Below are 21,158 nucleotides of genomic sequence, written 5' to 3'. Positions count from 1 at the left end.
CCGTTGGTGATCCACATCTTGCTGCCGTTGAGCAGGTAGTAGCCGCCCTTGTCCTCGGCTTTGAGTTTCATGCTGATGACATCACTGCCGGCGCCCGGCTCGCTCATGGCCAGCGCACCCACGTGTTCGCCGCTGATCAGCTTGGGCAGGTACTTCTTGCGCTGCTCTTCGGTGCCGTTGCGCTTGATCTGGTTGACGCACAGGTTGCTGTGCGCGCCATAAGACAGCCCGACGGAGGCGCTGGCGCGGCTGATTTCTTCCATGGCGATCATGTGCGCCAGGTAACCCATGTTGGCGCCGCCATATTCCTCGCTGACGGTGATGCCGAGCACGCCGAGACTGCCCATTTTTTGCCAGAGGTCCATGGGGAACTGGTCGTTGGCGTCGATTTCAGTGGCGCGCGGCGCGATTTCGGCTTGGGCGAATTCACGCACGGCGTCACGCAGCGCGTCAATGTCTTCACCGAGCTGGAAGTTGAGTCCGGGCAGGTTGTTCATGAAAGTCTCCTTGGTGGGTTCAATTTTTCACGTCGTCACGGCCGGTGACGGTCATCAGCGTGGCGCCCATGGTGGCAATGAGTTTTTCGCGGCCGTCGTCGATGGCATAAGCCCGCCCTTCGGTCACAGTGATGGTGCGGCCGGGCTTGATGACCTGGCCCACCATGCGGAAACGCTGGCCTTTGGCGGGCGCCAGCAGGTTGATCTTGTATTCGATGGTCAGCACGCCGGCGCCCTCCGGCATCAGCGTGAAGCCGGCGTAGCCGCAGGCCGAGTCGAGCGCGGTGGCCACCATGCCGGCGTGCAGAAAGCCGTGCTGCTGGCTCAGGCCGGCGGCCCAGGGCAGCTCGATGACGACGCGGCCGGGCTCAATACTCCCCAGCGACGCGCCCAGGGTGCCCATGGCGCCCTGGCGTGCAAAACTGTCCTTCACACGGTCCGCGTAGCCGGGGTCGCGGGGCTCGAACTGGGGGGATTCCATGACCGGCTCCTGATTGACGTTTACGTAAACGTCAATTATGGCTTATTTTGCAGTTTTGGCCGTCTTGGCCAGCAGGGCGCGGGCTTCCTTCTCGTGCACTTTCACCTCGTCGAGGTTGGCCTGCAGGTCGGCCATCTGCTCCTCGAGCTGCTTGCGGTGCTGGGCCAGCACCGCAAGGAATTTCTTGAGCTGCGGACCGGTGTCGCGCGGGCTGTCGTAGGTGTCGATGATTTCCTTGGCTTCCGTCAGGCTCAGGCCCAGACGTTTGGCGCGCAGCGTGAGCTTGAGCCGGGTTCGGTCACGCGCGCTGTACACGCGGTTGCGCCCGCCCGGGCCTTCACGCTGCGGCTGCAGCAGGCCCATGTCCTCGTAAAAACGGATGGCGCGTGTGGTCAGGTCGAACTCTTTGGCCAGATCGCTGATGGAGTGCGTGGTCGTGGTTGCCATGTGGTGAAACCCTGGTGACAGGGCCCTCGTGTAGCCGCTCGGTAATTCAGGTGTAATGCAGGAACCAGCTTACGTTAACGTAAACGTCAATCCAACCGGTGATCTTACAAGATGAATGCACAGGAATCCCAATTGCACTACCCCTTTGGCGATGACCTGCCACCGTCGGGCGGCGCCCTGGAGGTGGCGCCCGGCGTCAAGTGGCTGCGCATGCGCTTGCCTTTCGCGCTGGACCACATCAACCTTTGGCTGCTGCGCGACGAGCTGCCGGGTCCGCAAGGCCCGCTGCAGGGCTGGACAGTCGTGGACTGCTGCATCAGCAAGGACGAATCGAAGGCGCAATGGGAACAGATTTTTGCCGGTGAGCTGGAAGGCCTGCCCATCCTGCGGGTGATCGTGACCCACATGCACCCGGACCATATCGGACTGGCGCACTGGCTGTGCGAACGCTGGAACGCGCCGCTATGGATCAGCTCCACCGACTACCACACGGCGCGCCTCAGCACCCAGAACAGCACCGGCTTCGGCGGTGAGAGTGCGGCCGCTTTCTTTGCCTCGCACGGGCTGACCGATCCAGAGTCGCTGGAAAAAATCAGGGCGCGCGCCAACTACTACCCTGGTCTGGTGCCGGCAGTTCCCGGCCGCTTTCACCGCCTGATGGACGGCCAGGCCATTGCCATTGGCGGGCGCAGCTGGACCTGCATCAGCGGCTACGGCCATGCGCCGGAGCATATGGCGCTGCACTGCGCCGAGATACACACACTGATCAGCGGCGACATGATCCTGCCGCGCATCTCGACGAATGTGAGCGTTTACGACACGGAGCCGGAGTCCAACCCGCTGACGCTGTTCCTGCAGTCGATCGACAAATTTATGCCGTTGCACAAGGACACGCTGACCCTGCCCTCGCACGGCAAACCCTTCCAGGGCCTGCACACGCGGATTGCACAGCTGCATGACCACCACCGCGACCGGCTGGCGGAAGTGATGGAGGCTTGCAGTGCCAGCCCCTGCAGCGGCGCAGACATCCTGCCGGTGATGTTCAAGCGCCCGCTGGACCTGCACCAGACCACCTTCGCCCTGGGTGAAGCTGTGGCGCATCTGCATACGCTGTGGTTTGAGGGCAAACTGCAACGCCAGCTGGGCGCGGACGGTATTTACCGCTTCCACACGGCCTGAGCCGGCGGCGCGTCAGGCCGGGGGGCTGTCCGGCACGGGGAGGCCGGCGCCTTGCGGCAGGGACATGAAAAAGCTCGCCCCGCCTTGCTCCGCAGAGGAAGCCCAGGCCTGCCCGCCATGAAGTTGCGCCACGCGCCTGACAATCGCCAAGCCGAGTCCGCTGCCAGGAAAGTCGGCAGAGGAATGCAGGCGCTGAAAGGCGGTAAACAGCTTGCCCACATAAGCGGCGTCAAAACCAACGCCGTTATCGGAGACCTGCAGCACGAGGTCACCGGTGATGGGGTCTGCCTTCAAACCCACCTGGATCCAGCTCTGCTCCTTGCGGGAGGTGAACTTCCAGGCGTTGTCGAGCAGGCAGGCCAGCGCGGTGACCAGCAACTTCTTGTCGCAGAACAGGGGCAAGGAAGGCTCCATCTCGAGCACCAGTTGCCGGCCCGGCTCGCGCCTGCGCAAATCGTCAATCAGGCGCTGGCACACCGGGGCCAGATCTACCCATTCCGGCGCCATCAGCATGTGCGGCAGATAAGCGAGGGTGCGCACGTCATCCATCAGCCGGGCGAGCTGGTGGGTGCTTGCCTGGATGCGGGCCAGATAGTGCCGGCCCTGCGCGTCGAAGGTGGCGGCGTAACGGTCCGCAAGAGTGCTGGCGAAACCATGGATGACATGCAAAGGGGCTTTCAGATCGTGCAGCATTGCGCTTGTGAACGCATCGAGTTCGTTGCGGCTGCGCCGCAGTTCATCGGTGCATTGGCCGATACGCAGCTCGAGCTCCTCGTTGATACGCTGCAGGTGCGCATCGGCGAGATGGCGCGCACCCACGTCGGTGACACTGACCATCACGGCCGGCCGCAGCTGCCACTGCACGCTGCCACAGGCCAGCTCCACCAGCATGGGCTGGCCATCGGCCTTCTTCTGCGTGCAAAGCCGCAATTCGCCGTGGAAATCACCCACCGGCAGGGAGGCCAACACAGCAGCACCTTCGCCCTCGGGGAAAAGTCCCGCCGCGAAAAGTGCCGCGAGCTCGTCCTGCGTCATGCCGTAAAGGGCGGCGGCGGCCTTGTTGGCCGCCAGGACATGGCCGGAGCCCACGTCAAACAGCCACATGGCCTGCGGATGGACATCAAACAAGGCCTGGTTGCAGGACTCGCTCTCCCGCAGCTGGCGTACGGCCCGGTGGGCCGCGCTGACGTCCCTCAGGGTCACCAGCAGGCCCTCCGCATGCTGGCGTAGGCAATATTCGACCCACTGGTCTTCAAACGGATGGCGCGCCACAAACCGATGGGTTCCGCTTTCCTGTAGCGCCTCCTCGGCGGCGCTGCGATGGCTTTCTGCAACGTCTTCGGGAACGGCGTCCCAGAAATCGGCACCGCGCATGTCGGCCAGCGCGGCATGCGCCAGCGCATGGGCGCCACTGTTGAACGCCACCACCCGGCCATCGCCATCGAGCAGGATGATGCCTTCGGACGTCAGCTCCAGGCCGGCCTGCAAGGCCCCTGCATTGCGCGCCTCGTTGTCAGCCGCGTCCGCGGATCCCGGTGCCGGCCTTTGCCGCCCTCCAGCCCGCGACTTCAGCCAGGCCTTGAATGCGGTCAACGGAGCCAAGTCCGGGCCTGTTTCAGACGCTGGAGAGCGGCCGCTCTAGCGCCATTTGCGGTTGGCCACCAGGAGTGCCGTGACGTAGCCATGCAGCCAGTCGAAATTGATCGGCTTTTCAAGGTAGTGCGAGTTCGGCGGCAGGCCACCTCTTTCCGCAATGGCTTCCCTGGGCAAGCCGCTGATGACCAGGATCTGCATGGCTAGCAGTTGCTGGTTGCGCTTGAGCGCGCGCAGCATCTCCATGCCATCAACGCCCGGCATGTTCAGGTCGGTGATCAGGAGGTCGGGCCGCATGCTGGCAATGTCCATCAAGGCTTCCAGGGCGGACGGCATGAAGCTGCAATCGACGGCCATGTTCCAATCGTCGAATTGAGCCTTGTAGAGCTCGCAGGTAGCTTCATCGTCTTCCACCACCAGCACGCTCAGGCGATTGCGCGGATCGGCGTCCACCTGCGCCCGCTGCGGACTGTTTTTGAGCAGGTAATTGTTGATGGCACGCAGCGATAGCCGGCGGTGCCCACCCAGCGTTTTCCACGCGTCGATTTCCCCCTTCTCGACCAGGGACTGCACCGTGGCCACTGACAGGCCCAGCAGTTTGGCGGCATAGGTGGTGCCGCAATAGTCGTCACTGGAAAAATCGCTCGCGGTGATGGCTGTTTCGAAGGCTTGGGGTTCACGTGGCATATAAACACTCATTCAAAGTTACATCCCCGCAATTTAACCAATTTCAGGGATTTAATCAATTAGCTTGGCGGCCTATCAATTCGAAGATACTCTTACAAGGAGTCACCAATCTCCGCATTAGCTTGCCGGGGCGGCGCCAGGCAGGGTGAAAAAGAAGGTGGCGCCCTTGCCGGGTTCGGCCTGGGCCCAGACCTGGCCGCCGTGGCGGCTGATCACGCGGCTCACGGTGGCCAGCCCTATGCCGGTGCCCGGGAATTCAGCCACGGCGTGCAACCGCTGGAAAGTATTGAAAAGCTTGTCGGCGTAGGCCATGTCAAAACCCGCCCCATTGTCCTGCACAAAAAACACCGGCAGCCCGGCAGCGTCGGTGGTGCGCCCCACCCGTATATCCGCATGGGCTTGCTGGGAAGAAAACTTCCAGGCATTGCCCAGCAAGTTTTCCATCACCACCCGGACCAACCGCCCGTCGCCCTGAACCTGCAAGCCCTCTTCAATGTGAATGCTGGCCACGCGTTCGGGGTTGCGGCCCCGGCATTCGTCGGCTATTTCATGTGCAATGGCGCTGAGGTCCACCGTTTCATGGCGCAACTGCATGCGCGTGACCTGCGCCAGCGACAGCAGGTCTTCGATCAGCCGCCCCATCTGCGCCACACCCGCCTGGATGCGCGCCAGGTAGTGCTGGACTTTCTCACTCGACTGGCCGGCATCCAGCTGCTTGGCCAGCAGACGGCTGAAGCCGTCGATCGTGTTCAGCGGCGAACGCAGGTCATGCGAGACCGAGTAGGAGAAGGCTTCGAGTTCCTGGTTGGACAGGCGCAGGGCGGATTCAATAGCCTTGATCTCCGTGACATCGGCATCGATGCCGACCCAGAACAGGACTTCACCGCTTTTTTCATCGAGCACCGGGGAGCCGCGGTAAGCCATGGTGTGGTAGGTGCCGTCCGTGGCCAGCACGCGCCGCATGCCCTCGTAGGGCTGCAGGCTCTGGCGCGACGACTCCCAGCTGGCGGACAGGGCGGGCAGATCGTCGGGGTGGATGGCTTCCAGCCACTTGGTCCCCATCCAGTCCGCCGACGTGCCCCCCATCAACTCGTACCACTTGCGGTTCACGTAAGTCATGTGGCCTTCGGCATCGGCATTCCAGACCACCTGTGGGGCCTGCTCGGCCAGCGCCCGGAACAGGGCCTCTTGCCGCGCCAGGGCGGAGGTTCGTTCGGCGACTTTCTCTTCCAGCCCCTGGTTGAGCTGCTGGACCTGCTCGAAAAGCCTGGCGTTCTCGATGGCAATGGACGCCAGTTGCGCAAGCTCGACACTCACATACTGGTCCTGCAGCGTGAAGTCGCCCTCGTATTTGTCACTGAGTTGCAGCAGGCCGATGTTTTCTCCGTTGCGCCCCGTCAGCGGCACCGCCAGCCAGCCCCGCATGGGCGGGTTGGCACCGGGGTCATTGCCAAAACCGGTCCAGCGTGGATGGGCCTCGAGTTCGGGCTGGGTCAGCCGCATCGGGTGGTTGGACTCGACGACCTCCGCATAAAGACCGCAGCCATGCGAGAACCGCACAAAATCCCGGCAGTTGGCATATTTGTCGGAGTGCGAAACCGCGTTGATTGTGCGTGACTGCCCGGCGCCAGCAACGGTCAGGCTCACCACCGCCAGGTGCACGCCCACGACAGCCCGTGCCTGGTCCACCGTTTCCTGCATCGTGGCTTCAACGGTGCGGTGGCGGGTGATGGCCTGCGTGGCATCGGCCGCATGTTCCAGCGTCAACAAGTAGTCCTGCACGTTCTTTTCGGCTTTCATCTGGGCCGTCATGTCCAGCGCGACGACAAAGCGCGCGTCCTGGCCCTCGTACTGGATGGTGCGGGAAATCGTCTCCACATGGAATTCAATGCCGTCCTTGCTGCGGTGCAGGCGCCGATTGACGTCTGCCCGGACGCCTTTGCTAATCTCGGCCCTGATACGGCGGCCTTCCTCCTCGGAACGGATGCCATAGATGGTCATGCCCATGAACTCGTCGTGCGTGTAGCCATAACGCTGGGTGCAGGCCTCGTTGACCGCGACAAACATCTGGGTCCGCGCATCGACAATCCACATCGGCACAGGCGCCGCCTTGAACAAGACGGCATAGCGCCGTTCGCTGTTGACCAGGGCCTGCTCGGCGAGTTTGCGGTGCGTGACGTCTCGTTCCACCGACACCCAATGGGTAAACTGCCCCTTGCCATCCGCAATCGGGACGATGTCGAGCTCTATCCAGAACTCCTTCCCGTCCTTGGTGTAGTTGATCAGTTCGCCGCGCGCGGGCTGCCAGCTCCGCAACGCTGCGCCTATGCGGTCGAGTTCGGCACGCTGCGTGTTCGGGCCTTGCAGCAGCCGTGGGGACCGGCCCAGCACCTCTTCACGGCTGTAGCCGGTGCGGCGCTCAAACGCATCGTTGACAAAAACAATACGCGGCCCCGACGCGTCAAGCGGCTCGGCATCGGTGATCAGCACGATGTCGTTGAGCCGGGAAATGGCCGTTTCGAGCAGGCGCAATTGTTCTTCCGACGCGTGTTTCTCGCTGATGTCCTGAAGCGCCCCCACAACGCGCATGATCTTGCCGTCTTCCCACAAGGCGCGCCCCTGGGTCTTGACCCAGATGCGCCGGCCTTTGGCGGTCACCATGGGCAACTCCAGGTCCCAGGGTATGCCGTGCTCCGCGGCAGCCCGCGCGGCGGCGCTTATCACGGCCTGCGCCTCGGGGACGTAACACGTCAGCGTCGCATCGACACTGACCGGAACGCCCGGGTCCATCTCGTGGATGCGGTAAACCTGCTCGGACCAGATCACCCGCATGTCGGCAAGAACAACTTCCCAGCCACCGATTTTTGCCATTTCGCCAGTGCGCTTCAATAGCTCCATGGTATGGGTGGCGGCCTGCTCCGCGAGTTTTCGCGCCGTGATGTCCTGCACCACACCGGCACGCAAAATGGCCGCGCCCGAGCTATCAGTCTGGGTCTCGCCGTGCTGGTGTATCCAGCGAATTTTGCCGTCGGGCAGCACGACACGGTATTCGGTATCCAGGGGTTTGCCTTCCCTTGTCGCTGTATCGCGCAAACGCAGGTAGTCGGGCCGGTCATCCGGATGGATCATCCCGATCACGGTGTCCGCGTTGGGGTCGAAGTCTTCTTTAGCCAGCCCGTACAGTTCGTACACCTCGTCCGACCACCAGCCCTGGCCGGTCCGCAGGTTCCGCTCCCAGTTACCGATGCGTCCCAGGCGCTGCGCGTTGAGCAACTTGCGCTGGGCCTCGCGCAGCGCCTCGTAACCGCGCGTCTGCTCCAGTTGCAGCCGTTCCATGTCAGTGACATCGGAAAACACCATCAGCGCCCCGACAATGCCACCGGCTTCTTCCATGGGCCGGTAGGTGCAGTTGATCAGCCGTCCTGCAGGCTCCCGGTCATTGCGCATCAGCACGGTCAGCGGCCCTCCGCTTTCGCCCTGCAGGGCCTTGAAAAGGGGCAACTCGTCGAAGGCGTACAGCGTCTGCGTGCCCGGCACAAAAAGCCCTTGCCGCTGCGGCCACTGCGGAGCCAGCACCAGCGACATGTCGTCAATGGCAAAAAACCGCGCCGCGGTTTCGTTGATCAGCAGCAGCCGCCCGGCAGCATCGACCGCCATCAGCCCTTCCTGCATGCTGTTGATCGTCAGCTCCAGCGTGGCGTAGGCCTGGCGGTTTCGCGTCAGTTCATTCTGCAGGACCCGTTCGCGATGCTCGAGGGAATCCGCCATCAGGTTGAAGCCAGCCGCGATGCCCGAAAATTCGCTTTGGGTGTCGTTCGGATCGACCGGTATACGCGCATCCAGGTGCCCTTTTTCCAGCCTCCAGGTCGCGTGCAGCAGTTGCCGAGCCGGGGCCACAATGGCGCGGCCGGCAATCATCCACGCCACCCAGCCACCCAACAGGGCCACCAGCACCAGGGCGGTCAGTTCAAGCCACAGCTGGCGCTGGCCGGGCGCCATGATCAGGTCGCGGTCCATGCTGACCGAAATAAACACCGCCGCTTCCGCGTGCGGGTTGCTCGGCATGAATGCCCACAGGCGGTCGCGGCCTGTGCCGTCGAGGCCTTCGCGGACGCCCGTGCTCATATTTTTGACCGCTTCCAGCAACACCTGGCTGCGAACCTTTTCTCCCACCTTGATGGGAAGCGCGGGCTTCCCTGCGAGCAGGGTGCCCTCGCGGTCCTGGATCCCCAGCGCGGCGCCGGGGGGCAGCTGTATCGTGGCAATGGACTCGGCCATTCTGGCCAGGTCAAAGGACGCGAACACAACCCCCGAGACCTTGCCGTCCGGGTCTGTCACAGGCTGCGCATAGGTCAGGAGAGGTTTGCCGACAAGGCGCCCGACAGCATAGGTACCGGCGACAAAGCGGCGCTGGGCAATGGCATCACGAAAATAGGCACGGTCGCCCAGAAAAGCTTTTTTGTCACTGCCCAGGGCGTGGCAACGGGTGTGGCCGTCCAGCCCCAGAAGACCCACATTGGCGTATTCGGGAAGCTGCCGGATCAGGTCTGAAAAATAGCGGTTGCAGTCGAAGTTGCCGCTACCGTCCTGCAAGCCCGGCAAGGACGCAATCACCGACAACACCTGTCGCGCGGAATCGGCCGTGCGCTCCTGGCCGGCAGCGGCCAGCGAAGCGGCAAATTGCAGGTTGACTTTGCTGCGCTCCAGCTCGGCGTCGGCATTGTGCAGCGCCTTGAAAATCGACATGCCGAACAACGGAACTATGGCTACCACCACCAGCAGGGCAATGCGCGTGCGCAAGCTGAGCGGGAATTTCATGCGGCATTCCACCGTTCAAGCCGGAAACCGTGATCGGCTCCGGTGGAACAGGCAGTCATGGAGCCGCTGGGCGAATAAGGGTATTGGCGTAATCGTTGGCAGGCGGGCGCGCGCTGCGGTTCCAGGCCGGGCCTGGGCGGCGGAACCGGGCGCGGCAGGCGCTTACCCGAATCCTCAAGGGGGTCAAGAAAGGACAGGTCAGTGTTCATGCGGGCCATGTTGCTGAAGTAGACAGACAACTGCCGATTTCAGTAGGACCACCCGACTGTAATTCATACGCTGCGATGAACCGCAAGCGTTTGTCCCCGCGTGCGCGGGTGCCGGCCTGTCACAGCGGCCGGCTTGCGGGCCGTCAGGCCGAGGCGATAGACTCGTTGACCCGCAACCAGTAATCCTGCAGGCGGCTGAGTTTTTCGGTGAAGTCTCCGAAATCGACGGGCTTGCGCACGAAGCCATTGGCGCCGCTCTGGTAGCAGGCAATGATGTCGGACTGCTCGCTTGAGGAAGTCAGCATGACCACCGGAACCAGTGCCGTCAGCGGGTTGCTGCGCAGGCTGCGCAGCACATCCAGACCCGAGAGCTTTGGCAGCTTCATGTCGAGCAGCACAAAAGCGGGCTGCTTCTGCGTGTCGCGGCCAGCATGAACGCCCTGGCCAAACAGGTAATCCAGCGCCTCCGCACCGTCGCGCGCCGTGACAATGGTTGTATCGGCCCCCCCCTGCTCCTGAAGCGTCAATACGGTGAGTTCCAGATGATCAGGATTGTCTTCAACTACAAGAATGGGCTTGTCATTCATAAAAACCTTTGCTTTCAGCGTTTGAAGCTGTCACTTTCATCATATTTGTCATATTACAGAAATTTACATGATTGTCCAGCGACATATGAAAGTTTCCTGACTTTTCTCACGAACACCTGAATTTCAGGCTTTTCCGTGCTACCACCTTGGGACGGCTTCCTCTTTCAACTGGTTGCGCAGTTCGGCGTAGTCCGGAACCACCGTGCGCACAGTGTCCCAAAAGCGCGGGCTGTGGTCCATCACACGAAGATGGCTCAATTCGTGCACCACCACGTAGTCAATCACCGACTGTTTGAAGTGAATAAGGCGCCAGTTCAGCCGGATGGCGCCATCGGCGCTGGCGCTGCCCCAGCGGGTGCCGGCACTGCTGAGGCTGAGCTTGCGCCACTGCACGCCCAGGTGCGGCGCAAAATGGTTGAGGCGTTCGGTAAAGATGCGTTTGGCCTGACGCATTAGCCAGGCCTGCACGGAGTCGCGTATCTGTTCGGGCGTTGCGTCATGCGCCAGAGCGATGTGCAGGGTCAGCTTGGCCACCCCTGGCAAGCTGTTGTTAGGCGCGTCAGCGCCGGTGTGCAGCACGGCCCCGGGCATACCGTTGTTTTTAAGTTCACCACCCACGCCACCAAAAGCGTGCCGCGGGTCGATCACCACAATTACTGGCTCGCCGAGAAAAGGCAGGGTCGTGCCGTCTTTCCATTCGATACGCGCCGACTCCAGCCGGTCGTGCCGGGCACGGGTTTCCTGCAGCTTTCTGACGATCCAGCCGGATTTTTCCTGGACCGCCTTGTCTATTTCATACAGAGGCACCCACTTGGGGGCGCTGACGACCAGCCCCTCAGCACCGACCGAAAACCCAATGGTGCGGCGCTTGCCGCGCCGGAACTGGTAACCCACCACCGTGCCCTCCAGCAGGGCCTCGCGTGAGGCGGCGGGGTGACGGTAAGTGGCCGGCGCCAGCAATTGCTCCAGGGTCTGGGCAGGGGGGTGGTTTTGCTCAGACGCTATGCTTTCAATAGCCTCTGACGCAGGCTCAGCAAGGGCTGGAAGCTTATTTGGCTTGAAATTCTGGGTTTTTTCTGTCGAATCTGCCGTGGAACGGGCTGGCTCCAGGTCAAAGAGGTCCAGCGTGAACTGAAGAAGCCGTTGCATGCTAACCAGTGTAGCTTTTTAACACGCCAGCCATCAAGCGGCAGCGGTTTCAGGATAGGCCTCGGGGTCCAGCCGCCGCATCTCGGTTTCTATCCAGGCCTCAACCTCGCGCATCAGTTCCTCAGGCTTACGGCCCGCGCTGCTGATGGGTTTGCCGATGGAAATGTCCACGATGCCCGGTTTCTTGATGAAAGCCTTGCGCGGCCAGCACTTGGCCGAGGTGACGGCCACCGGAATCACCGGCGCGCCAGTTTCGATGGCCAGTCGCGTGCCGCCGCTCTTGTAGACACCTTTTTGTCCGCGCTCGATGCGCGTACCTTCGGGAAACATGATGACCCAGACGCCCTGGCTCATCAGGCGGCGGCCCTGCTCCACCACCTTGTTGAAAGCCTGCGCGCGCTGGCTGCGGTCAATGTGGATCATGTCCATACGCGCCATGGCCCAGCCGAAGAAGGGAACATAAAGCAACTCACGCTTGAACACAAAGGCCAGCGGATGCGGCATCAGGGTCACCATGGAAAAAGTCTCCCAGGTGCTTTGATGCTTGACCAGCAACACGGCGGCACTGGTCTCGCCCGAAGGCAGGTTTTCCATGCCGGTCACTCGGTTTTTGATGCCAAGGATCACCGTGCCGCCAGTAACAGCCAGGCGCAGCCAGCCCGCACACATCCAATAAATTTGCGTGCTGCTGCCGAACAGCGAAAAAACCAGCACAGCCAGCGCCCACGGGATCACGGTGAGGATCATCCACAACAGGTGCAGAACGGATCGGATCAGCAGCATAGAGAGTCTTTTTTGTCGTTTTTCATGATGTTTTATGGCCCTGGCCCTTTAAACACGGGTGCGAGAAGCTACATTTTTTATAGCATCACGCCGCTGCACCGCGACTCAGCAGGTGTTCTACAAAAGCCGGCAGGTCAGCATGCAGCCGCGTGCCGGCCGGCAGACCTTCGGGCTGGCCGCCATTCTGGTATTGCGCAGATTTGCCGGTCAACACCAAGTGCGGCTCGCAGCCTGCGGCAGCACCCGCCAGCAAGTCACGCACCGAATCACCGGCGGTCGGCACCCCTTTAAGCGGCACACCAAAACGTGCGCCTATCTGCTCGAACAAACCGGGCAAAGGCTTGCGGCAGGTGCAACTTTCCTCCGGGCTGTGCGGGCAATAAAACACCGCATCCACACGCCCGCCCACAGCGGCCAGCATCTTGTGCATTTTTGCGTGCATGGCGTTGAGCGAACCAACGTCAAACAGGCCGCGCCCCAGGCCCGACTGGTTGGACGCAATCACCACATGCCAACCCGCGTGGTTGAGCCGGGCAATGGCTTCGAGCGCACCCGGCAGCGGCACCCACTCTTCGGGCGTCTTGACGAAGTCTTCACTGTCGCTGTTGATGGTGCCGTCGCGGTCGAGGATGACGAGTTTCATGGTGCAGGCTCGTTTATGAGGCGAGTTTGGAGAGGTCGGCCACGCGGTTCATGGCGTCATGCAGGCTTTTGAGCAGGCCCTGGCGGTTCAGGCGCAAGTCCATCTCATCGGCGTTGACCATCACGCCGTCGAAGAAGGCATCGACGGGCGCGCGCAATGCCGCGAGCGATTGCAGAGAAGCGGTGTAGTCGCCGGATTCGAACTGGGCGTTGGCTTTGGGCACAACGTCGCGCATTGCGGCGTACAGAGCGACTTCCGCAGGTTCCTTGAGCAATACCTCGCTGACATGGGCATCAACCGCGTCGGCTTTCTTCAGGATGTTGCTAATGCGCTTGTTGGCGGCGGCCAGGGCTGGTGCTTCGGGCAGCGCAGCAAAGGCGCGGACGGCGGCAAGGCGCTTGGGAAGGGTGGACCACAGGCCGAGCTTTTGTGCATAAATCGCCGCGTCGACCTCTGCCACCGAATAGCCACCTTCACGCAGATAGCCCTTCAGGCGCTCGATCAGGAACTCGTCCAGCTCAACAGCCTTGTCCTGCAGCAAGCCCGCAGGAAAGGCACCGAAAGCCAGACGCGTGAGTTCGTGAAACTGCAGCGGCGATTCGCGCTCGATCAGCATGCGCACAACGCCGAGCGCATGGCGACGCAATGCAAACGGATCCTTGTCACCGGTCGGCAAGTTGCCGATGCCGAACATGCCAACCAGAGTTTCAAGTTTGTCAGCCAACGCGACGATGACGCCGACGGTATTGCGCGGCAGCTCGTCGCCGGCAAAGCGCGGCTTGTAATGATCTTCGATCGCATCGGCCACGTCCTGGCTTAGGCCATCGTTGAGCGCGTAGTAGCGGCCCATGATGCCCTGCAACTCGGGAAATTCGCCCACCATGTCGGTCACCAGATCAGTCTTGGCGAGTTCAGCGGCGCGCTGCACGGCTGCAACCAAGGTCACGTCTACGCGATTGGCAATGGCTTCCGCAATGGCGCGCACCCGCTTGACGCGTTCACCCTGGGACCCGAGTTTGTTGTGATAAACCACCTTGTCCAGCCCCGCCACGCGGGAAGCCAGCGTCTTCTTGCGGTCCTGGTCAAAGAAAAACTTGGCATCGGCCAGACGCGGACGCACCACGCGTTCGTTGCCCTGAATCACGGCACTGGCATCGGCCGGGCTGATGTTGCTGACCACCAGAAATTTGTTGCTCAGCTTGCCGGAAGCTTCTAGCAGCGGGAAGTATTTCTGGTTGGCCTTCATCGTGAGGATCAGGCACTCCTGCGGCACGTCGAGAAACTCTTTTTCGAATTCACAGACCAGCACGTTGGGGCGTTCGACCAGCGCAGTCACCTCATCGAGCAGCGCGTCGTCGTCAATCGCCTTGACGCCGCCACCGACTTTGGCAGCCGCCGCAGCCAGCTGTTTGGCGATCTCGGTCTTGCGCTCGGTAAAGCTGGCGATCACTGCCCCGTCCTTTTTCAGCGTGGCCGCATAACTGTCGGCATCCTTCAACACGACAGGGTCGACGGCAGCCTCGAAGCGATGCCCGTGCGTGCTGTTGCTGGCCTTCAGGCCAAGCGCCTCGATGGCCACGACATCGCTGCCGTGCAATGCCACCAGCCCGTGTGCGGGGCGCACAAATTTCACGTCGCTCCAGCCGTCAGCCAGCTGGTAGGTCATGACCTTGGGAATCGGCAATTTGGCGATGGCTTCGAGCAAGGCCTTCTGCAGGCCTTCGACCAATGTGGCGCCTTTGACATTGCTGTCGTAAAACAGCGCTTCGGCCTTGCCATCGGGTGCGCGCTTGAGGCCGGCCACAGCTGAAGCGTCAGCACCCAGCGCTTGCAGCTTTTTGAGCAACGCCGGCGTGGCCTTGCCTGTGGCATCCAAGCCCACGGCAACTGGCATCAATTTTTGCGAGACAGCCTTGTCGGCGGCTTGCGCTGCGACAGCAGTCACATGCGCAGCCAGGCGCCGGGGTGAAGCAAAGGAAGTGAGCGCGGAATCGGCTGCGGTCAGTCCCTGCGCCTTGAGCTGTTCAAACAGCACGCCCGCAAAAGCGTCACCCAGCTTTTTCAACGCTTTCGGCGGCAGCTCTTCGACAAACAGTTCAACGAGAAGATTTTGGGAGGCGTTCATTTGGTTTTTCTGGAATGTCGGAGGGCAAAAATTGCCAGGGCTGCCGCCATCAGCGGCAGCCATATGGTTTGAACCTCGTTCAGCAACACGTCAGCGCCACGTTGCGTGAAAAATCTGGAAAAGGAGACCGGCGAAACCTCTACGGGACGCCAGGGGCTGAAAAATCGCTGGTCGGAAAACGGCCAGTACAGAGGAATGGCGACGCCGCCGTTGGTGAGGGTATCAAGCAGAGGATGTGAAAACACGCAAAACGCTATCCACGCATACCCTTGCCACGGCGCCAGCTTCCAATGCCGCGCCAGCCACCAGCCGATGAGTCCCGCGACGAGCGCAAAACCCAAGGTATGGGTAAAGCCGCGATGCCCCCAAATACCACCATAGTGAATGCCGAGCTTGAAAGCGATGCCGTCGAAGTCGGGAAGGATGGCCGCCACCATGCCTGCCAGCAACATGGACAGCGGTATCCGCTTGCTGCCCAAGGCCACAGCGGCTGCAACGGGGACGGCGATATGGGAAAAGATGGTTGGCATAAAAACAGCAGAAAGTGAGAGGGAACCTTCAGGCCGCCTTCTTCGTCATCTGTTCCACCCACTCGCGCGGCGCCATCGGGAAGCCCAAACGCTCGCGGCTTTCGTAATAACTTTGTGCTACGGCGCGGGCCAGGTTACGGATGCGGCCGATGTAGGCGGCACGTTCGGTCACGCTGATGGCGCCGCGGGCATCGAGCAGGTTGAAGCTGTGCGCGGCCTTGAGAACCTGCTCATACGCCGGCAATGCGAGCTGCACCTCGATGAGGTGCTTGGCCTGCTTTTCATGTGCCGTGAAGGCAGCGAACAGGAAGTCGGCATCGCTGTGCTCGAAGTTATATGCCGACTGCTCCACCTCGTTTTGGTGAAATACGTCGCCATAAGTGATGTTGTCTGTCCATTTGAGGTCAAACATGCTGTCCACACCTTGCAGGTACATGGCCAGCCGCTCAAGGCCGTAAGTGATCTCGCCGGTGATGGGTTTGCAGTCAATACCGCCAACTTGTTGAAAGTATGTGAACTGCGTGACTTCCATGCCGTTAAGCCAAACCTCCCAGCCCAGGCCCCAGGCGCCCAACGTCGGGTTCTCCCAGTCGTCTTCCACAAAACGGATGTCGTTTTTTTTCAGGTCAAAGCCCAACGCCTGGAGCGAGCCCAGATAAAGCTCCAGGATGTTTGCAGGTGCGGGCTTCAGAACCACCTGGTACTGGTAGTAGTGCTGGCCGCGATTAGGGTTGTCGCCGTAGCGGCCGTCCTTCGGGCGGCGGCTGGGCTGCACATAAGCGGCTTTCCAGGGTTCCGGGCCCAGCGCGCGCAAAAACGTGGCGGTGTGCGAGGTACCAGCGCCGACTTCCATGTCATAGGGCTGCAAAAGTGCGCAGCCCTGGGCGTCCCAGTAGGACTGCAACTTCAAGATGATTTGCTGAAAGGTCAACATAGGTAGGGTGTGCCGCGACGCGTGGCCGCGGGTAAGCGCAGGTAAACGCAGGTAAAGGACCGCACGGGCCTGAACCCGCGAAAACCCTTGATTTTACGGAGCTTTTTCCGGTTTACCCTAGGAGCCTGTCGGGCTTGGGGCGTCGAAAGCGAAAATCGGCCCCAGCGAGGACAGTTTTTGCCGGGTTTGCAGGCCCATAGCCCAGCTATGGGACAAAAAGACGGTGAAAAATGGACCGCTGCGGTCGATTTGCAGCCGACGGCCCCCCAAGTCCGACAGGCTCCTAGTGCACGAGGAAACTGTCATGACAACCCAACAACTGATCCTGAGCCTGGTGCTGGCCACCATGGTGTTTTCGGTCGCGCTGGAGCTGAAGCTGGACGACTTCAGGCGCGTCGCGCAAACACCCAAAGCGGTGATCTGCGGGCTGATTCCGCAATTCATCCTGCTGCCTGTGGGCACCTGGCTGGCCACGCTGGCCCTTGACTTGCCGCCCAACGTCGAAGCCGCCATGATTCTGGTCGCCGCCTGCCCGGGCGGCAGCCTGAGCAATGTCATCACCCACCTGGGCCGCGGCAACACCGCGCTGTCGGTCAGCGTTTCGGCGGTGGCCAGCATCATTGCGCTGGTCGCCACACCGTTCAACTTCAGCTGGATGGTGGCGTCCAACCCGGCCACGGCCGGTTGGCTCAAGACGCTGGACATCGACCCCTCGGGCATCTGGATCAGTTTGTTTGTGCTGCTGGCCCTGCCGATGGCATTGGGGCTGCTGTTTTCGCACAAACTGCCTGCGCTGACGGCGCGCATCCAGAAACCGCTGGGCAACTTTTCGTTGTTTGCCCTGCTGGCCTTCATCGTGATCGGGCTGATCAAGGAGCGCCAGTTGCTGACGCTGGGCCTGCTGCCCATGCTGGCCATCGTGATGGCGCACAACGCCTGCGGCCTGTTCTTCGGCTGGGCCACCAGCAAGGCCATGGGTGTGAGCGAGCGCGACCGGCGCGCCGTGATGATTGAGGGCGGCATGCAGAACTCTGGCCTGGCGCTGGGCATCATTGCGGTGCAGTTCAATTCGGATCTGGGCATGGTCATCATTGCCAGCCTGTGGGGCATCTGGCATATCGTGAGTGGCCTGTCGCTGGTCTGGTTCTGGAGGAGAAAAGATGCTCGACTTGCTCATTAAAGGCGGCACCATCGTCGACGGCAGCGGCGCCGCGCCTTTTGTAGCCGACGTCGGCGTGCAGGGCGGCCGCATTGTGGACCTCGGCACCATCACCGCGGCAGCGCGTGAGACGGTGGACGCCAGCGGCGCCTGGGTCACCCCCGGCTTTGTGGACATTCATACCCATTACGACGGGCAGGCCACCTGGGACGAAACCTTCAGCCCCAGCATTCACCACGGCGTGACCACGCTGGTGATGGGCAATTGTGGCGTCGGCTTTGCGCCGCTGCGGCCGGGCAGCGAAGACCGGTTGATCAAGCTGATGGAGGGCGTGGAAGACATTCCCGGCGTGGCGCTCACCGAGGGCGTCAAGTTTTCATGGGAAAGTTTTGCCGACTACCTGAACGCGCTGGACGCCATGCCGCACAGCCTGGACTTTCTGGCCATGGTGCCGCATGACCCGCTGCGCATGCTGGTAATGGGCGAACGCGCCGAGGCGCGCGAAGCCGCGAGCGCGCAGGACATCGCCGCCATGCACGACCACCTGCGCGCAGCGCTTGAAGCCGGCGCTGCTGGATTCTCCACTGGCCGCTCGGACAACCACCGCACGGCCGAAGGGCACGACACACCGGCGTCGATTGCCGGCGCCGCGGAGCTGACCGGCATTGCGCAGGCCTTTGCCGGCCTGCAACACGGCGTGGTACAGGTCGTCAGCGACTTCGATCTGATGCAGGGCCCGCAAAACTTTGACGCGGAGTTTGATTTGGTGGAACAACTCGCAACAGCCAGCGGCCGCCCACTGTCCATGAGCTGGCTGCAGCGCGACCCGGGCGGCGAGCAGTACCTGGCCATGCAGGCCCGGGTGGAGGCCGCGGTGGCGCGCGGCCTGCCGCTGTACCTGCAGACGGCGGCGCGCGGCATCGGCGTCATCAACGGGCTGGACGCCAGTTTCCACCCCTTCATGGGTTTTCCGGGCTACAAGGAAATCGCCGCGCTTCCAGTCGCGGAGCGTGCGGCAGCAATGCGGGTTGCCGAGAGAAAAGCCCGCATCCTGGGCGAGAAATCGGAACGCCTAGCGGGCGACGGCACGCCGATTCCGCCGCTGGTGGACATGCTGCTGGCGCGTATCGAAATGATTGCGGGCCGCATGTTTCCGCTGGACGCCACGCTGAACTACGAGCCCAACGTGATGCAGAGTTTTCTGGTGCGCGCCAAACAGCGCGGCACCACGGCGCTGGAGGCGCTGTACGACCATTTCAGCGAAGGCGACGGCAGCAAGCTGGTGTACTTCCCGATCTTCAACTACAACCAGGGCTCGCTGGATGCCGTACGCCAAATGCTGGGCCATCCGCGCGCGCTGTTCGGGCTGGGCGACGCCGGCGCGCATGTGGGCACGGTGTGCGACGCCAGTTTTTCCACCTTCATGCTCACGCACTGGGTGCAGCACCGCGCGCAGGACCGCCTGCCGCTGGAGCAGGCCGTGGAGATGATGACCTCGCGCAATGCGCGCTACCTGGGGCTGAGCAACCGCGGGCTGCTGGCGCCCGGACTGCGTGCCGATATCAACGTCATCGACCCTTCGCGATTAAGCGTTGGCGTACCCCAAATGGTGCGGGACCTGCCTGCGGGCGGCAAGCGTTTTCTGCAGAAGGCGCAGGGCTACATTGGCACATGGGTCGCAGGCGAATGCGTAGCCCGCGAAGGCGAAGTGACGGCGGCCCGGCCAGGGCGGCTGGTGCGCGCCGGCAAATAAGGCCCAAAAAAGGGGTTTGGACGAAAAAAAGGCCGGAGGCACAATCAAATGTGCCTTCGGCCCTTTGTTTACCGGCACCAGCAGCTACTATTTCAATAGCATGCCGAGCGCCCGACGTATGTCAGTATTCCCAGAACACGCGCTGCAATTGCTTGCTGTCGAGGTTTTTGGTCAGCGCCACGGCGGCCAGGATGCGCGCCTTCTGCGGGTTCAAATCATGCGCCACCACCCAGTCGTACTTGTCGTCGGGCTGCTCTGCATTGCGCAGCACAAAACCATCAGGCACGCGTGAAGAGCGGATCACCTGCACACCTGCGGCGCGCACTTCCTGCAGGGCCGGAACCACACGGTTGGCCACCGAGCCATTGCCGGTGCCGCCATGGATCAGGGCCTTCACGCCTGACTTGCCCACAGTGTCCACCAGGGTACGCGGCACGTTGCCATAGCTGTACACGATGTCAACCGGCGCCAGCGCCTCGAACTCGTCAATATTGAACTCGGACTGCGCGGTGTGGCGTTTCACCGGCGCGCGGAACCAGTAGTTCTTGCCTTCCACGACCATGCCCAGCGGGCCCCACTGGCTCTTGAAAGCCTCGGTCTTGATGTTGATGGTCTTCGTGACATCGCGACCGCTCTGGATCTCGTCATTCATGGTGACCAGCACGCCCTTGCCTGCGGCGTCCTTGCTTCCAGCCACGCTGACAGCGTTGAACAGGTTGAGCGCGCCGTCGGCCGACAGCGCCGTGCCTGGACGCATGGAGCCAACCACCACGATGGGTTTGTTGGTGCGGATCACGAGGCTCAGAAAATAGGCGGTTTCTTCCAGTGTGTCGGTGCCGTGGGTCACGACGATACCGTCCACGTCGGCCTGCTTGACGAGGGCCGAGACGCGTTTTCCCAGTTTCATCAGGGTTTCGTTGTCGAAACTTTCCGAGGCAATCTGCGCCACCTGCTCGCCACGCACATTGGCCACATTGGCCAGTTCGGGCAAGCCAGCCAGCAGCTTGTCAACCGGCACCTTGGCTGCAGCGTAGGTGGCGCTGTTCAGGGCCGATGCACCCGCACCGGCAATGGTGCCGCCGGTGGCCAGAATCACCACATTGGGTTTGGTTTGCGCGGCAACCGGAGCGGACAGCGTGCCCAGCGCCACGAAAGATGCCAGCCCAAAGCCGGCGGCCAGTTTTTCAAGTTTCAGTTTGATTTGCATGTCATGTCTTCCAGGGATTAATAGTTCTAGCTCGCACGCAAAGAACAGGCCATTTGCCATGTCCTGTTTCATTGCTTCACAGTTTTTCTTGCGGTTTTCAGTGCCCCGGGTAGCTTCTGGAAAGGCGGTTCGCGACGGTTTGTGACCGAGCTGGACTGCGGGAAAGCTTCCGGGTGGCCCATGGTAGGCAGGCCTGAAGCTGGTGGCGATGCATAATGCGGCGCAGGGTGTGACTAAAATTCACACCCCTCGCAAACAAGCTGTTCACACGCCGCATTCCCTCTCAACAGCTCCGCGCTGCACCCCTACAGCGACATGAATCTCAGGCAACTTGAAGTTTTCCAGGCGGTCATGCAAACCGGCAACATGAGTGCGGC

General features: G+C 61.9%; 17 protein-coding genes. 3 read left to right on the top strand and 14 right to left on the bottom strand.

What is annotated here, in order from left to right:
* The 3 genes from ABI660_RS17785 to ABI660_RS17775 form a co-directional block, all read right to left on the bottom strand.
* Positions 1-497, bottom strand: a 497-nt coding sequence (locus ABI660_RS17785) for an acyl-CoA dehydrogenase family protein (RefSeq protein ID WP_348070562.1), incomplete at its 3' end; no start/stop codon positions are given.
* A gap of 19 nt (positions 498-516) precedes the next feature.
* Positions 517-978, bottom strand: coding sequence for a PaaI family thioesterase (locus tag ABI660_RS17780; RefSeq protein WP_348070560.1), 462 nt, complete (start codon positions 976-978; stop codon positions 517-519).
* A 42-nt stretch (positions 979-1,020) separates the two neighbouring features.
* The gene (locus tag ABI660_RS17775) at positions 1,021-1,425 is read right to left on the bottom strand and encodes a MerR family DNA-binding transcriptional regulator (protein WP_348070558.1); all 405 of its coding nucleotides are present in this window, start codon (positions 1,423-1,425) and stop codon (positions 1,021-1,023) included.
* A 111-nt stretch (positions 1,426-1,536) separates the two neighbouring features.
* On the opposite strand from ABI660_RS17775, the gene ABI660_RS17770 reads away from it, so the two are divergent.
* Positions 1,537-2,604, top strand: coding sequence for an MBL fold metallo-hydrolase (locus tag ABI660_RS17770; RefSeq protein ID WP_348070556.1), 1,068 nt, complete (start codon positions 1,537-1,539; stop codon positions 2,602-2,604).
* Between the two features lie 12 nt (positions 2,605-2,616).
* On the opposite strand, the gene ABI660_RS17765 is transcribed toward ABI660_RS17770, so the two are convergent.
* The 10 genes from ABI660_RS17765 to glyQ all read right to left on the bottom strand — a co-directional run bounded on the left by ABI660_RS17765 (position 2,617) and on the right by glyQ (position 16,662).
* A complete protein-coding gene (locus ABI660_RS17765; protein ID WP_348070554.1) occupies positions 2,617-4,206 on the bottom strand; it encodes an ATP-binding protein in 1,590 nt (529 codons plus the stop codon).
* Positions 4,207-4,242: 36 nt separating this feature from the next.
* Complete coding sequence (locus ABI660_RS17760; protein ID WP_348070552.1) at positions 4,243-4,884, bottom strand: response regulator; 642 nt, start codon at positions 4,882-4,884, stop codon at positions 4,243-4,245.
* Between the two features lie 117 nt (positions 4,885-5,001).
* Positions 5,002-9,702 carry a PAS domain S-box protein gene (locus ABI660_RS17755; RefSeq protein ID WP_348070550.1) on the bottom strand — a complete coding sequence of 1,567 codons (4,701 nt, stop codon included), beginning with the start codon at positions 9,700-9,702 and terminating at the stop codon, positions 5,002-5,004.
* A gap of 352 nt (positions 9,703-10,054) precedes the next feature.
* Positions 10,055-10,498, bottom strand: a complete 444-nt coding sequence (locus ABI660_RS17750) for a response regulator (protein WP_348070548.1) — start codon at positions 10,496-10,498, stop codon at positions 10,055-10,057.
* 138 nt (positions 10,499-10,636) lie between these two features.
* The gene (locus tag ABI660_RS17745; protein ID WP_348070546.1) at positions 10,637-11,647 is read right to left on the bottom strand and encodes a SprT family zinc-dependent metalloprotease; all 1,011 of its coding nucleotides are present in this window, start codon (positions 11,645-11,647) and stop codon (positions 10,637-10,639) included.
* 33 nt (positions 11,648-11,680) lie between these two features.
* Positions 11,681-12,430 carry a lysophospholipid acyltransferase family protein gene (locus tag ABI660_RS17740; protein ID WP_348070544.1) on the bottom strand — a complete coding sequence of 250 codons (750 nt, stop codon included), beginning with the start codon at positions 12,428-12,430 and terminating at the stop codon, positions 11,681-11,683.
* Between the two features lie 85 nt (positions 12,431-12,515).
* Positions 12,516-13,073 (bottom strand): D-glycero-beta-D-manno-heptose 1,7-bisphosphate 7-phosphatase, encoded by a 558-nt coding sequence (gene gmhB / locus ABI660_RS17735; RefSeq protein WP_348070542.1) that lies wholly within the window; start codon positions 13,071-13,073, stop codon positions 12,516-12,518.
* Between the two features lie 13 nt (positions 13,074-13,086).
* Entirely contained in the window at positions 13,087-15,198 is a 2,112-nt protein-coding gene (gene glyS, locus ABI660_RS17730) for a glycine--tRNA ligase subunit beta (protein WP_348070540.1), read from the bottom strand.
* Positions 15,195-15,728 carry a metal-dependent hydrolase gene (locus tag ABI660_RS17725; protein ID WP_348070538.1) on the bottom strand — a complete coding sequence of 178 codons (534 nt, stop codon included), beginning with the start codon at positions 15,726-15,728 and terminating at the stop codon, positions 15,195-15,197. Before ABI660_RS17725 ends, glyS begins: the two co-directional genes overlap by 4 nt.
* Positions 15,729-15,756: 28 nt before the next feature.
* Positions 15,757-16,662: a glycine--tRNA ligase subunit alpha gene (glyQ, locus tag ABI660_RS17720; RefSeq protein WP_348070536.1), complete on the bottom strand. Its 906-nt coding sequence runs from the start codon at positions 16,660-16,662 to the stop codon at positions 15,757-15,759.
* A gap of 304 nt (positions 16,663-16,966) precedes the next feature.
* Between glyQ and ABI660_RS17715 the strand changes: the two genes are divergently transcribed.
* Complete coding sequence (locus ABI660_RS17715) at positions 16,967-17,842, top strand: bile acid:sodium symporter family protein (RefSeq protein WP_348070534.1); 876 nt, start codon at positions 16,967-16,969, stop codon at positions 17,840-17,842.
* Positions 17,823-19,574: an amidohydrolase family protein gene (locus ABI660_RS17710; protein WP_348070532.1), complete on the top strand. Its 1,752-nt coding sequence runs from the start codon at positions 17,823-17,825 to the stop codon at positions 19,572-19,574. Before ABI660_RS17715 ends, ABI660_RS17710 begins: the two co-directional genes overlap by 20 nt.
* Positions 19,575-19,695: 121 nt before the next feature.
* Here the strand turns inward: ABI660_RS17710 and ABI660_RS17705 are convergent, their stop codons facing one another.
* Positions 19,696-20,781, bottom strand: coding sequence for an asparaginase (locus ABI660_RS17705; protein WP_348070530.1), 1,086 nt, complete (start codon positions 20,779-20,781; stop codon positions 19,696-19,698).
* Between the last annotated feature and the right edge of the window lie 377 nt (positions 20,782-21,158).

Origin of the sequence: Polaromonas sp. (assembly GCF_039930745.1) — a bacterium.
In the GTDB taxonomy this organism is placed as follows: domain Bacteria; phylum Pseudomonadota; class Gammaproteobacteria; order Burkholderiales; family Burkholderiaceae_C; genus Polaromonas.
The sequence above is the reverse complement of the archived record's forward strand: the minus strand, read 5'-3'. Positions and strand labels throughout refer to the sequence as shown.

What these genes read in the sequence shown, in the direction of transcription:
- ABI660_RS17780 (WP_348070560.1), bottom strand. Translation starts at nt 978, where the DNA reads ATGGAATCCCCCCAGTTCGAGCCCCGCGACCCCGGCTACGCGGACCGT.
- ABI660_RS17775 (WP_348070558.1), bottom strand. Translation starts at nt 1,425, where the DNA reads ATGGCAACCACGACCACGCACTCCATCAGCGATCTGGCCAAAGAGTTC.
- ABI660_RS17770 (WP_348070556.1), top strand. Translation starts at nt 1,537, where the DNA reads ATGAATGCACAGGAATCCCAATTGCACTACCCCTTTGGCGATGACCTG.
- ABI660_RS17760 (WP_348070552.1), bottom strand. Translation starts at nt 4,884, where the DNA reads ATGCCACGTGAACCCCAAGCCTTCGAAACAGCCATCACCGCGAGCGAT.
- ABI660_RS17755 (WP_348070550.1), bottom strand. Translation starts at nt 9,702, where the DNA reads ATGAAATTCCCGCTCAGCTTGCGCACGCGCATTGCCCTGCTGGTGGTG.
- ABI660_RS17750 (WP_348070548.1), bottom strand. Translation starts at nt 10,498, where the DNA reads ATGAATGACAAGCCCATTCTTGTAGTTGAAGACAATCCTGATCATCTG.
- ABI660_RS17745 (WP_348070546.1), bottom strand. Translation starts at nt 11,647, where the DNA reads ATGCAACGGCTTCTTCAGTTCACGCTGGACCTCTTTGACCTGGAGCCA.
- ABI660_RS17740 (WP_348070544.1), bottom strand. Translation starts at nt 12,430, where the DNA reads ATGCTGCTGATCCGATCCGTTCTGCACCTGTTGTGGATGATCCTCACC.
- gmhB (WP_348070542.1), bottom strand. Translation starts at nt 13,073, where the DNA reads ATGAAACTCGTCATCCTCGACCGCGACGGCACCATCAACAGCGACAGT.
- glyS (WP_348070540.1), bottom strand. Translation starts at nt 15,198, where the DNA reads ATGAACGCCTCCCAAAATCTTCTCGTTGAACTGTTTGTCGAAGAGCTG.
- ABI660_RS17725 (WP_348070538.1), bottom strand. Translation starts at nt 15,728, where the DNA reads ATGCCAACCATCTTTTCCCATATCGCCGTCCCCGTTGCAGCCGCTGTG.
- glyQ (WP_348070536.1), bottom strand. Translation starts at nt 16,662, where the DNA reads ATGTTGACCTTTCAGCAAATCATCTTGAAGTTGCAGTCCTACTGGGAC.
- ABI660_RS17715 (WP_348070534.1), top strand. Translation starts at nt 16,967, where the DNA reads ATGACAACCCAACAACTGATCCTGAGCCTGGTGCTGGCCACCATGGTG.
- ABI660_RS17710 (WP_348070532.1), top strand. Translation starts at nt 17,823, where the DNA reads ATGCTCGACTTGCTCATTAAAGGCGGCACCATCGTCGACGGCAGCGGC.
- ABI660_RS17705 (WP_348070530.1), bottom strand. Translation starts at nt 20,781, where the DNA reads ATGCAAATCAAACTGAAACTTGAAAAACTGGCCGCCGGCTTTGGGCTG.